13 protein-coding genes are annotated in these 12,230 nt (G+C 68.0%); 5 read left to right on the top strand and 8 right to left on the bottom strand.

Translation table 11 applies throughout. The features are described 5' to 3' along the window. From pqqD to pqqA, 4 genes are all read right to left on the bottom strand, one after another. Window positions 1-143, bottom strand: a 143-nt coding sequence (pqqD, locus tag AB3X43_RS03440; protein ID WP_369428483.1) for a pyrroloquinoline quinone biosynthesis peptide chaperone PqqD, incomplete at its 3' end; no start/stop codon positions are given. A gap of 17 nt (window positions 144-160) precedes the next feature. Further along, the gene (gene pqqC, locus AB3X43_RS03435) at window positions 161-928 is read right to left on the bottom strand and encodes a pyrroloquinoline-quinone synthase PqqC (RefSeq protein ID WP_473965053.1); all 768 of its coding nucleotides are present in this window, start codon (window positions 926-928) and stop codon (window positions 161-163) included. Next, window positions 925-1,839: a pyrroloquinoline quinone biosynthesis protein PqqB gene (gene pqqB, locus AB3X43_RS03430; RefSeq protein ID WP_369428481.1), complete on the bottom strand. Its 915-nt coding sequence runs from the start codon at window positions 1,837-1,839 to the stop codon at window positions 925-927. The genes pqqC and pqqB overlap by 4 nt, the downstream gene beginning before the upstream one ends. A 2-nt stretch (window positions 1,840-1,841) precedes the next feature. Beyond that, window positions 1,842-1,916: a pyrroloquinoline quinone precursor peptide PqqA gene (pqqA, locus tag AB3X43_RS03425; RefSeq protein WP_179636014.1), complete on the bottom strand. Its 75-nt coding sequence runs from the start codon at window positions 1,914-1,916 to the stop codon at window positions 1,842-1,844. Window positions 1,917-2,101: 185 nt separating this feature from the next. On the opposite strand from pqqA, the gene AB3X43_RS03420 reads away from it, so the two are divergent. Together AB3X43_RS03420 and AB3X43_RS03415 are read left to right on the top strand one after the other, a co-directional pair. Continuing rightward, window positions 2,102-3,526 carry a sensor histidine kinase gene (locus tag AB3X43_RS03420; protein WP_369428480.1) on the top strand — a complete coding sequence of 475 codons (1,425 nt, stop codon included), beginning with the start codon at window positions 2,102-2,104 and terminating at the stop codon, window positions 3,524-3,526. Next, on the top strand, window positions 3,523-4,155 hold the full coding sequence (locus AB3X43_RS03415; protein WP_369428479.1) for a response regulator: 633 nt from the start codon (window positions 3,523-3,525) through the stop codon (window positions 4,153-4,155). The genes AB3X43_RS03420 and AB3X43_RS03415 overlap by 4 nt, the downstream gene beginning before the upstream one ends. Before the next feature lie 42 nt (window positions 4,156-4,197). On the opposite strand, the gene AB3X43_RS03410 is transcribed toward AB3X43_RS03415, so the two are convergent. Beyond that, the gene (locus AB3X43_RS03410; protein ID WP_369428478.1) at window positions 4,198-5,889 is read right to left on the bottom strand and encodes an MFS transporter; all 1,692 of its coding nucleotides are present in this window, start codon (window positions 5,887-5,889) and stop codon (window positions 4,198-4,200) included. 176 nt (window positions 5,890-6,065) lie between these two features. After that, entirely contained in the window at window positions 6,066-6,779 is a 714-nt protein-coding gene (locus AB3X43_RS03405; protein WP_369428477.1) for a YbaK/EbsC family protein, read from the bottom strand. Between the two features lie 143 nt (window positions 6,780-6,922). On the opposite strand from AB3X43_RS03405, the gene AB3X43_RS03400 reads away from it, so the two are divergent. After that, window positions 6,923-7,483 (top strand): PIN domain-containing protein, encoded by a 561-nt coding sequence (locus AB3X43_RS03400; RefSeq protein WP_369428476.1) that lies wholly within the window; start codon window positions 6,923-6,925, stop codon window positions 7,481-7,483. Between the two features lie 2 nt (window positions 7,484-7,485). Here AB3X43_RS03400 and AB3X43_RS03395 read toward each other — a convergent pair whose 3' ends face one another. Next, a complete protein-coding gene (locus AB3X43_RS03395; protein ID WP_369428475.1) occupies window positions 7,486-8,472 on the bottom strand; it encodes an AEC family transporter in 987 nt (328 codons plus the stop codon). A 52-nt stretch (window positions 8,473-8,524) separates the two neighbouring features. Continuing rightward, on the bottom strand, window positions 8,525-11,110 hold the full coding sequence (locus AB3X43_RS03390; protein ID WP_369428474.1) for a DNA topoisomerase III: 2,586 nt from the start codon (window positions 11,108-11,110) through the stop codon (window positions 8,525-8,527). Between the two features lie 150 nt (window positions 11,111-11,260). Here AB3X43_RS03390 and AB3X43_RS03385 point away from each other — a divergent pair, with 150 nt between their 5' ends. Beyond that, window positions 11,261-11,758, top strand: a complete 498-nt coding sequence (locus tag AB3X43_RS03385) for an SET domain-containing protein (protein WP_369428473.1) — start codon at window positions 11,261-11,263, stop codon at window positions 11,756-11,758. 40 nt (window positions 11,759-11,798) lie between these two features. Next, window positions 11,799-12,230, top strand: a 432-nt coding sequence (locus tag AB3X43_RS03380; protein ID WP_369428472.1) for a biotin--[acetyl-CoA-carboxylase] ligase, incomplete at its 3' end; no start/stop codon positions are given.

Below are 12,230 nucleotides of genomic sequence, written 5' to 3'. Positions count from 1 at the left end.
GCGATGGTGGCCGCGCCGGTGCAGCGGGTCAGGATCTCGCCCGCGCTGCGGTTGAGTTTCACCATGCCCTCGGGATAGAGCAGGACGTGGCAGCCCTGTGCCTCTTCCCACTGCAGCCGGAAGCCGCGGGCCACGCGGGGCATCGTGCCGGCATCGCCGCTCACGGGTTCACCCCGTAGCGCTGCGCCATCGCGTCGTTCATCGACCAGAGGATGTCGAGCTTGAAGCGCAGGATCTCCAGCGCCCGCTCCTGCTGGTCACGGGTGCGGAAGTGGCCGAGCGTGACCGCCAGCCCCTGCTCCACGTCGCGCCGCGCCTGGCTGACGCGGTTGCGGAAGTACGCCAGACCCTCGGCGTCGATCCAGGCGTAGTGTTCGGGCCAGGTCGCCAGCCGCTGCTTGTGGATCTCCGGGGCGAACAGCTCGGTCAGCGAGGAGCAGACCGCCTCCTGCCACGGTGCGTGGCGCGCGAAGTTCACATAGGCGTCGACCGCGAAACGCACCGCCGGCACGACGTGGCGCAGGTCGGTGATTTCCTCGCGTGTCAGGCCGACCGCCAGGCCCAGCCCGATCCAGGCCTCGATGCCGCCTTCGTCGCGCACCACCGAGCCATCGGGCGCGCGGAACTCGAAGCCATCGTGGTCGAGGATGCGCTGGATCCACTCGCGCCGCACGGCGCGGTCCGGGCAGTTCGACAGCACCGCCGCGTCCTTCACCGGAATCGCGATCTGGTAGTAGAAGCGGTTCGCCACCCAGCCGCGGATCTGCTCCGGCGTCGCCTGGCCCGTGTTGAGCATGACGTTGAAGGGGTGGTGGATGTGGTAGCTCCTGCCCTGCTCGCGCAGGTGGGCCTCGAAGGTGGCGGCGTCCCAGGCGGGAGCATCCGCATCACGCGGGCGGAACACGGCCGGGGCGTTGAACGGGGTCAAAACGAGATCTCCAGCCCGTCGAAGCTGACTTCGACGCCCGCCGCCTCGACGGCGCGCCGCTCGGGCGAGGCTTCGTCGAGGAGCGGGTTGGTGTTGTTGATGTGGATGAGCAGCTTGCGCGTCGTCGCCGGCAGGCGGCCGAGCCACTCCAGCATGCCGCCCGCGCCGGACTGCGGCAGGTGGCCGATGTCGCGTGCGGTCTTGGTCGAGAACCCGAGGCGGATCATCTCGTCGTCGGTCCAGAAGGTGCCGTCGACCATCACCACGTCGGCGGTGGACATCGCCTCCCAGACGGCGGGGCTGATCTCGCCGAGACCAGGGGCGTAGAACACACGACGACCGGTCGCCACGTTCTCGAACACGAGGCCGATGTTGTCACCGGGCACGGGTGATTCGCGGTGTGGGGAGTACGGCGCAGGTTTGCTGTCGAGCGGCAGCGCGGTGAGGCGCAGGCCGGAAACGCCGGGGATGGTGAACACGGTGCCGTCGATCGGCAGTTCGTTCCAGGCCACGCCGCAGTAGTGCGACAGCACGCGCAGGATCGGATTGCCGACGCTCAGGTCGTCGAACGCAGGGCGCGTGGTCCACAGCGGCAGCGGCACACCGCGTTCACGCAGCATGTACAGGCCGGTGCTGTGGTCGACCTGCCCGTCGCAGAGCAGCACGCCCGCGATGCCCGTGTCACGCACGGCGCGTGCGGGCTGCAGCGCAGGGCTGCGCTGGAGTTGCGTCAGGATGTCCGGGGATGCGTTGACCAGCAGCCAGTCGTCCGGGCCGCCGACGGCGATGGACGACTGGGTGCGGGCGCGGTGGCTCGGTGAACCCGCACGGACCGCCGTGCATTGCGCGCAGTTGCAGTTCCACTGCGGAAAGCCACCGCCGGCGGCCGAGCCCAGCACCCGCAGTTTCATCATCAGCGGGCCGCGACGTACATCGTGATCTCGAAGCCGAAACGGAAGTCGCAGGCGGTGGGGGTTTGCCAGGTCATCGTGGAACTCCTTCAGGGTGGGGGTTGGAAGTCTCCAGTGTCGCGACAGGCCGGCGCGCCGTCGTCGCCACACCCATGATTCACGCCTCATGATTTTCATGAAAGCACCCCGCATGGTCCCGACGGATACCGAAGATACAGTGCACCGCCTTGCGCACCTGGGCGGGCCGCCGACAATCCGGCCCATGTCCTCGCCCGTACCCGCTCCCCGCAGCCCGAGCCTGCGCCTGCAGATCCACCTGATCGTCGCTGCGCTGATCGGTCTGTTCGTCGTGGCGGTGATCGCGCTGCAGATCGACGCCACCCGCCGCAGCGTGCGCGAGGAAATCACCGCAGGCAACCGCGTGGCCTCGCAGCTGCTGCAGCGTGTGGGCTGGATCTACACCAGCGCCGGGCCGCAGGCGCTGGTGCGCTTCCTGGAACAGCTCGGCCGGGTCCGTGCCAACGACATCCGCTTCGAGTCCGACGACGGCCACGTGCTGTTCACCTCGCCACCGGCCACCTACAAGCAGGGCCGCTACGCACCCGACTGGTACACCACGCTGGTCTCGCCACCACTGCAGCGCCAGGTGATCCAGATGCCGGGCGGTCGGCTGACGGTGGAGGCGGAGCCCTCGCGCGCCATCCTGGATGGCTGGGACGAGTTCGTGGTGCTGGGCGGCACGGGCGCGGCCGTGCTGCTGCTGCTGAACCTGGCGGTGTTCTGGGGGGTCGGACGGGCGCTCAAACCGCTGCCGACCATTGTCGAAGGCCTTGCGCGGCTCCAGCAAGGCGACTACGCCGCACGCCTGCCGGCACTGCCTGGCCACGAGGCAGCGGTGATCGGACAGGCCGTCAACCAGCTCGCCGAGGCCATCGAGGCCGAGATCGAGGCCCGGATGCGCGCCTTCGAAGCCGAGCGCACGCTGCTGGAGAGCCGCGAATTCGCACGCCGGCTGGAGGTGCACACCGAGGCCGAGCGGCGCGCCATCGCCCGCGAGCTGCACGACGAATTTGCCCAGTCGGTCACGGCCATCCGCTCGCTGGCACGCACGGTGCAGACCCGGCTCGGCGACCGCGACGCCACCAGCGCCCAGGCCACCGGCATGATCGCCGACGAGGCGGCACGGCTCTACGAGGCCATGCACGGCCTGATCCCGCGGCTGGCGCCACCGGCACTGGACGATCTGGGGCTGGCGGACGCCCTGACCGAGCTGGTCGACGCCTCGCGCAGCCGCTACGGCGACATGACGCTGGAGCTGAACCTGCACGGACTGGTGCAGAGCCAGTCATTGCCGGTCGAGCCGGCGCGCGCAGCCTACCGCGTCGCGCAGGAAGCATTGACCAACGCACTGCGCCACAGCGGCGGCACCCGGGTACGGATCTGCGCCGAAGCCGATCCCACCTCGCTGCAGCTCACCGTCGACGACGATGGCCGCGGCCTGCCTGACGACTGGTCACGCCGCGGGCACTATGGACTGCGTGGCCTGCGCGAACGGGCCGCCACGCTGGGCGGGCGGCTGAGCGTGCAGCGGCGACCGGAAGGCGGCACGCGCGTGCAGGCCTGGCTGCCCCTGGTCCATGACACGGACACCAGCACCGCGGCCAAACCACAAGGAGAGACGACATGATCCGCGTGATGCTGGTCGATGACCATGCGCTGGTGCGCATGGGGTTCCGGATGCTGCTGGGCGAGTGCCCCGACCTGGTGGTGGCCGGCGAAGCCGACAGCGGCGAGCAGGCGCTGCTGAACGTGGCCAGCACGGCGCCGGACGTGGTGGTGCTCGACATCTCGATGCCCGGCATGGGCGGGCTGGAGACGCTGCGGCGGCTGCGGGCACGGGACGGCACGCTGAAGCTGCTGATGCTGTCCGCCCACGACGACAGCGCCCATGCGCGGCGGGCGCTCGATGCTGGGGCGATGGGATTTCTGTCCAAGCGCAGCGCGCCGGAAAACCTGCCGGAAGCCATCCGCGCGGTGGCGGCGGGGCGGCGCTGGCTGGATGCGGACATCGCCCGCCAGCTCGCGCTGGCGGCGATCGACGGCAGCGAGAATCCGGCAGACCGGCTGTCCTCGCGCGAATTCGAGGTCTTCGTGCAGCTCGCCCGCGGCCGCTCGGTGCAGGACATCGCGGGCGATCTGAACCTCTCGGCCAGCACCGTCGGCACCCACCTCTACCACGTCAAGCAGAAGCTCGAAGCGGCCAACCAGGCGGAGCTGACGCTGCTGGCACTGCGCTGGGGGTTGATCGAAGCCTGACCACGCTCCGAACCCACCCGCAGCGGGCGTTCACCAGGCCGGTCAGTCGTTGGCGTAGATGTCGGTGTCCTTGGTTTCCTTCACGAACAGCATGCCGATCACCAGGGTGATGGCGGCGATCGTGATGGGGTACCAGAGGCCGTAGTACATGTTGCCGTTCTGGGCGACCATCGCGAAGGCGATCGTCGGCATCAGGCCACCGAACCAGCCGTTGCCGATGTGGTACGGCAAGGACATCGAGGTATAGCGGATGCGGGTCGGGAACAGCTCCACCAGCATCGCGGCGATCGGCCCGTAGACCATGGTCACATAGATCACCAGCACCGCCAGGATCATGATGATCTTGACCTTGTCGATCTTCGCGGGATCCGCCTTGGCAGGGTAGCCGGCCTCCTTCAATGCGGCAGCGACGTCCTTCTTGAACGCCGCGATGGCCTTGCCGCTGGCGTCGTCGAACTTGTACCCACCAGCCATCAGCACGCCGGTCGGAGGCACGATTTCCTTGTCGCCGATCTTGATCGTCGTCACCGTGCCGACAGCCACCACTTCGTTCGTGTAGCTGGCCGAGTTCTGGGCCAGTGCACGCTTGGCGATGTCGCAGGGATTGGTGAAGTCGACTTCACGCGCCACCGGGCTGCCCTGGAACGAGCAGGTCGCCGGGTCCGCCTTGACGGAGATCTGGGCGGTGGCCTGCGCCTTGGCCAGGTCCGGGTTGGCCGCTTCGGTCAGGGCCTTGAACAGGGGGAAGAAGGTCAGGATGGCCAGCAGCAGGCCCGCCATGATGATCGGCTTGCGGCCGATCTTGTCCGACAGCGTGCCGAAGACCACGAAGAACGGCGTGCCGATCACCAGCGACGCGGCGACCAGGATGTTGGCGGTGGGACCGTCGACCTTCAGCACGCTGGTCAGGAAGAACAGCGCGTAGAACTGGCCCGTGTACCAGACCACGGCCTGGCCGGCGACGAGGCCGAACAGCGCCAGCAGCACGACCTTCAGGTTCTTCCACTGCCCGAAGGACTCCGACAGCGGCGCCTTGGAGGTCTTGCCCTCTTCCTTCATCTTCTTGAAGGCAGGCGACTCGTTCATCGACAGGCGGATCCAGACGCTGACAGCCAGCAACAGGATCGACACGACGAACGGAACGCGCCAGCCCCAGTCGGCGAAGGCCTCCTCGCCGATGGCCGAGCGGGTGCCCAGAATCACCATCAGCGACAGGAACAGGCCCAGCGTCGCGGTGGTCTGGATCCAGGCGGTGTAGGCACCGCGGCGGCCGTGCGGCGCGTGTTCGGCCACGTACGTGGCGGCACCGCCGTATTCACCGCCGAGCGCCAGGCCCTGCAGCATGCGCAGCGAGATCAGGATCACCGGAGCAGCCACGCCGATGGACGCGTAGTTGGGCAGCACACCGACGATGAAGGTGGACAGGCCCATGATCAGGATGGTGACCAGGAAGGTGTATTTCCGGCCGATCATGTCGCCGAGACGCCCGAACACCAGCGCACCGAACGGGCGCACGATGAAGCCCGCGGCAAACGCCAGCAGCGCAAAGATGAAGGCAGCCGACGGATCCAGTCCGCTGAAGAACTGCTTGGCGATGATCGCGGCGAGCGATCCGTACAGGTAGAAGTCGTACCACTCGAAAACGGTGCCGAGCGACGAGGCGAAGATGACCTTCTTCTCCTCTGCCGTCATCGGTGCATCGGCGGCCCGAGCGTTCACGGGAATGCTGGACATGTGTTTGTCTCCTCGACCAGAAAGCAGCGCCGCGACCACGGCGCAGGCATTCACTGTCGAACCGGGTTCTGACGGTTTCCTGACGGATAACCAACAAAAACTGACGCAGTCGAGACCAACCCGCAGCTTCTATTTCACGATGCAGAAAAAATTCGGAATTACTCACGCATTCAGGGTTAGTCCTGATCATGATGAATGTCAATTTTCGAGGCAGACAGCCGGGCCGGCAATGCCGCCCAGATCGGCTCGCGTTCGGCCGCCGACAGCCTGGACCAGGCCGTGATCTCGGCGATCGTGCGCAGACAGCCCTCGCACCAGCCCGTGCGCGCATCCATGCGGCAGACATTGACGCAGGGACTGGCTGGCCGCGCCACCGGAGCGGGTGCAGGCTGCGTGACATCGGCGACCGGCGCACCGCCGGTCAGTGCGGGCAGCTCCGCTGGCGCGAGCTGGAATACCGCGTTGGGATGCCCTGCAGCCGCCCAGATCAGCCCGAACCGGAACAGGGCGCGGTCGATCAGCACGACCGGTGGCGTGACATGGCCGACCGGCGAGACACCGCCGATCGAGAACCCGGTGCGGGCCTTGACGAAGTCGGCATCCGCCCGCCCGATCGGTCCGACCAGCGCAGCGACCTGGCGTTCGTCCACGCGCAGATCGCCGGAGGTCACGACCAGCACGGCCACCGCGTCGGCACGCCGCCGGAAGACGACGCTCTTGGCGATCTGACCGAGTTGCACGCCCAAGGCGTCGGCGGCTTCCTGCGCCGTGCGGGCGGGCACGCCGAGCATGCGCGGCGCGTGGGGATGGCCCCGATCGGCCAGCACATCGCGCACACGGCGGACACTGTCCGGCCACGCCTGATCCTGATGACGAAGGGAAGATTCCATGTGATCCATGTGTATGACCTGACCTGATCTGATCTGATCTGCACTGAAGTGCAGCAATGCCGAGGCATGTTCGCACAAGCCCCCTGGCTGGAGGGGCGGCGGGGGTTCCTGCCCCGCCGCCGCGAGGTGATCATGTGCACCGCATGCCCACGCTTCCCCGCACCCGTTCTGCCAGCCCCCTGCCGCTGCCCGCTGTCGGCACGGCCGCGCTCGATCAGGAGGGACGCCCCCCGCCCCGCGTCGTGCTCGACAACACGGTCGTGCTCTCGGCGCTGGTGTTTGGCGGGCCGATGGCCACGCGGCTGCGGCGGGCCTGGCGCAACGGCTTCTGTCGGCCGATGGTCTGCCACGACACGCTGGTGGACCTGACCCGCCAGCTGGGCCAGGCACCGCTGGCGTTCTCGGTGGCAGAGCAACAGCAGATGCTCGGTGAGTACCTGCCCTATGTGCTCAAGGTGCGGGTGCCGCTCGCAGCAACGCCCGGCAAGCTCGAACCGGCCGGTCTGGCGTTCGTGAAGCTGGGCATGGCCGGCAAGGCGCATGTGCTGGTGACCAGCGACCCCTCGCTGCTGGCGATGCAGGCCAGCCTGCCGTTCGAGGTGATGGCGCAGGAACCCTTCCTGAACCTGCTGCGCGCCTCCGCGATCGAGCCCGTGCCGCTGCGGTACCGGGGGCTCGCCACACCCCTGGATCGGCTCCGCTAGCCTCACCGACCCGCCATGCGCCACCACGCCAGCGCACTCAGCCACAGCGGCGCCGTCAGCGCGAATCCCGCCGTGGACAGCACGATCACCGCACTCGCCTCGCCTTCGAGCACGCGGTAGCGCTGCGCGAACAGCAGCGCATTGCTGCCGACCGGCAGCGCCGCCGCCATCACCAGCACCGACAGCGGCAGGCCATCGAGGTGGAACACCAGCACCCCGGACACCGCCACCAGCGCCGGCAGCAGCAGGAGCTTGAGCGCAGCCATCCGCGCCGGCACCGACCAGCGCGGCCCCAGCCCGTACTGGTCCAGCGACACGCCGATCAGCACCAGGGACAGCGGCACCGCACCCTGTCCCAGCATCTGCAGCACGCTGTCGGTCCACTGCGGCAGCGCCAGCCCACCCAGGTTCCACGCCATGCCAAGCAGCACCGGCAGCACCACCGGGTGGATCAAGGTCTGGCGGGCAATGGTCAGCAGCGTCTGCCCGATCGCCCAGGCCCCGGTATGGCGCGCGGCAGCGCGGGCGCGGGCGGCCTCGGCCAGCACGGTGAAGGGACTGAGCAGCAGGATGGCATGCAGGCTGACCAGCGCCACGTGCAGCCGCAAGCCCTCCTCGCCGAACAGCGCCGCAGCGAACGGCAGCCCGACCTGCACCGAATTGCCGAAGCTCAGCGTCACCGCACGCGTGGCAGGCGCTGCCGGATCGTCCGTTCCGGCCACGCCGTGCAGCCGCTGCCAGACCCACACACCCAGCGCCCACAGCAGCAGCGGCACGAAGAACGCCGCCAGCAGCCGCCACGGCAGCGCGGCCAGACGCACCGTCGCGGTGGTACGGAACAGCAACCCCGGCACGAACACCAGGAACCCGATGTTCGACAGCGTGCGCAGCCCCACGGCACCGCCCGTCAGCCCGGCACGCGCCGCGCCATAGCCGATGCCCACGACGACGAACAGCGTGAACAGCTTCAGAAAGAGATCGACCGACATGGCCCGAGCTTAGGCGCAGGACAGGTCGGTCGCTGTACGCGATCGCCGCAGCTCAGGCGGGTGTCTTCTTCGCGGCGGCCTTCTTCGCCGGCACCTTGGCGGCACGCGGCTCGAACTCGAACACCACCTTGCCTTCCTTCTTGTCGTAGACGAGGAAGGCCTTGAACTTGCGCTTGGTCTTGTTCGAGACGAAGCCGTCGAGCAACGCGGTCTTGCCGGTGGCCAGCAGCAGCGTCATCTGCTCGGGTGAGACGGTCTGCTGCAAGATGATCTTGCCGGTCTTGAAATCACAGGTCGCCGTGGTGCCGACCGCATGCTCGCAGACGTAGTTCGTGCCATGTTCGTGGACCGCGCTGCCGCATTTCGGGCAACGACCGAGCGCCGACTGCCCCGTGAAATCGACCGCCTCGGCTTCTTCGGCTTCTTTCCTGGCGTCGTCGCCGAAATCGAATTCGAGCTTCCAGTTGCCGGCCTCTTCGTCGCGCACCAGCTTCAGCTCGGCGGTGAAGGGCCAGCCCGCCTTGGAGCGGAAGCCTTCCAGCGGCCCGATGCGGTGGTCGGTCAGGAAGGCCTCGGCCTCGTGCAGCTCGAAGCTGCGTCCGCCGGGGATCTTGCCGATCGAGAAGCCGCAGCCGGCGCCGTGGCCGTCCGCGCCGGTGCAGGCGAAGCGGCGGTAGTTCTCCTTGACCACGCCGCCGCAGTTCGGGCAGGGTGCCGCCAGCGTCGCGTAGTCGCCGGGAATGGTGTCGCGGTCGTATTCCTTGGCCTTGACGACGATGCGCCGGGCCATGTCGGCGATGCCCTGCATGAAGTCGGCGCGGCTGAGCTGGCCCTTCTCCATCTGGTTGAGCTGGTGCTCCCACTGGCCGGTCAGCTCCGGCTTGGTCAGGTCTTCCACCGCCAGCCCGCGCAGCAGCGTCATGAGCTGGAAGGCCTTGGCGGTCGGCACCAGATCCCGGCCGTCGCGCAGGATGTACTTCTCCAGGATCAAGCCTTCGATGATGGCCGCGCGCGTGGCCGGCGTGCCCAGGCCCTTCTCCTGCATCGCCGCCTTGAACTCCTCGTCGTCGATGAGCTTGCCGGCGCCTTCCATCGCGCTGAGCAGCGTCGATTCGTTGTAGCGCGCCGGCGGTTTGGTGCGCAGCGCGGCGATCTTCAGCGCGTCGGCGGTGACGACCTCGCCCGGCTTGACGGCCACGAGATTGGCGTCCTCGCCCGCCGCTTCCTTGCCGTAGACCGCCAGCCAGCCCGGATTCACCAGCACCTTGCCGTTGGTCTGGAACTGGTGGTCGCGCCCGGCGGCCGTCACCTGCGTGATGCGGGTGGTGACCATGAACTCGGCCGACGGATAGAACACCGCGATGAAGCGCTTGACCACCAGGTCGTAGAGCTTGGCCTCGATCTCGCTCAGGCTCTTCGGCGCCTGCAGCGTCGGGATGATGGCGAAGTGGTCCGAGATCTTGCTGTTGTCGAAGATGCGCTTCGTCGGCTTGACATAGCCTGCCTTCAACGCCTTGCGGGCGTGGGTGGCCAGGTCCTGCAGCGGGCCGGGCAGGTCTTCGCTGGCGATCATGTCCAGCGTCTGCTTCGCCACGTCGACATAGTCTTCGGGCAGCGCACGTGCGTCGGTCCGCGGGTAGGTCAGGACCTTGTGCTTCTCGTACAGCGCCTGCGCGATCGACAGCGTGGTCTTGGCCGAGAAGCCGAAGCGCGAGTTGGCCTCGCGCTGCAGCGTGGTCAGGTCGTAGAGCAGCGGGCTGGCCTGCGTGCTCGGCTTGGCCTCCTCGCGCACGGTGCCGGACTGGCCGCGCACGGCGTCGGCGATGGCTTTCGCTTCATCGGCGTTCCACAGGCGGTCGCTGCGGCGCTCGGCGTCGTCGTCCTTCCTGAACTTCGGGTCGAACCACTTGCCCTCGTAGACGCCGGCATCGGCCCCGAAATCGGCGCGAACTTCCCAGTAATCGCGGGCAACGTGCTTGCGGATCTTTTCCTCGCGCTCGACCATGATCGACAGCGTGGGCGTCTGCACCCGCCCGACCGTGGTCAGGAAGAAGCCGCCGTCGCGCGAGTTGAACGCGGTCATGGCGCGGGTGCCGTTGATGCCGATCAGCCAGTCGGCCTCGCTGCGGCTGCGGGCGGCGTCGGCCAGGCCGCGCATGTCGGCCTCGCTGCGCAGCTTGCCGAAGCCGTCGCGGATGGCCTGCGGCGTCATGCTCTGCAGCCACAGGCGCTGCACGGGCTTGGTGCCGACCTTGCTGCCGAGCGCGTACTGCTCGATCAGCCGGAAGATCAGCTCGCCCTCGCGGCCCGCGTCACAGGCGTTGACGAGGTCGGTGATGTCCTTGCGCTTGACCAGCTTGACGACTGCGCTCAGGCGGCTCTTGGCCTTGTCGATGGGCGCCAGGTCGAAATGCGGCGGCACCACCGGCAGGTTGGCGAAGCTCCACTTGCCCCGCTTGACATCGAATTCCTCCGGCGCCTTGATCTCCACCAGGTGGCCGACGGCGGAGGTGACCACGTAGCGGTCGTTCTCGAAGTGGTCGTCGTGCTTCTCGAACTTGCCGCACACCGGGGTCAGCGCGCGAACGATGTCCTGTGCGACGGAAGGCTTCTCGGCGATGACGAGAGATTTGCTCATGATGTTCGAACTCTGCAGAACGCTGCTTGCACTGACACGCGCACCCGACCCTGCGTCAGGGTGCTCCCTACAATCCACGGCTATACGCGTACACGCACACACACGGGCACGCACACGCCCACACCCCAATCTAACCAATCTCGCACCGCCATGTCTGCTCCGCTGCCAGATTCGACCGCGCCGCCCCCTCCACGGTCACCGGGACAACGCCGCCTGCAGGTGCGGCGGTCCGGCGTCCATGGCAAGGGGGTCTATGCGCAGGTACCGCTGCGGGCGGGCGAGATCATCATCGAATACAAGGGCGAAGTCATCCCATGGGACGAAGCACTGCGCCGCCACCCGCACGATCCGTCCGACCCGAACCATACCTTCTACTTTCACGTCGATGACACGCATGTGATCGATGGCGGCGTCCGTGGCAATGCGGCGCGCTGGATCAACCACGCCTGCGCGCCCAACTGCGAGACCGAAGACGATGGCGGTCGCATCTTCATCAAGGCGCTGCGCGACATCGTTCCCGGCGAGGAGTTGTTCTTCGACTACCGGTTGGTGATCGATGAACGCTACACCGCGAAACTGAAGAAAGCTTACGCGTGTCGCTGCGGTGCACCAGACTGCCGGGGTACGATGCTCGGCCCCAAGCGCTGAACCGGCGCCCCTTCGCTCCCCCCCCACCACGACCACCACCATGCTGCACTGGGACGCCGAAACGCTCTGGCAAGACCTGGAACCGCAGGCCCCCGGCCTGAGCGTCGAGGTACTGGCCGAGACTGGCTCCACCAACACACTGCTGCTCGACCGCGGCCGCCAGGGCCTGGATGCCCCCTGCCTGCTCGTCGCCGAGCGCCAGAGTGCCGGCCGGGGCCGCCTGGGCCGCCCCTGGTGGTCGCAGCCGGGCCAGGCGCTGACCTTCTCGCTCGGGCTGAAGCTGGCCCCGGCCAACTGGAGCGGGCTGTCGCTGGCGGTCGGCCTCGCATTGGCCGAAGCGCTGGGCGAGCACATCGGCCTGAAGTGGCCCAACGACCTGTGGCTGCGCGGCGACGACCGCAAGCTCGGCGGCATCCTGATCGAGGTCACGCCGCTGGCGGAACCGGGCACGCGCCCCGGCGAGCGCTGGGTC

Origin of the sequence: Sphaerotilus sp. (assembly GCF_041083715.1) — a bacterium.
Lineage (GTDB): Bacteria > Pseudomonadota > Gammaproteobacteria > Burkholderiales > Burkholderiaceae_C > Sphaerotilus.
Note: the sequence above shows the minus strand (reverse complement) of the source record. Positions and strands in the feature narration are given on the sequence as shown.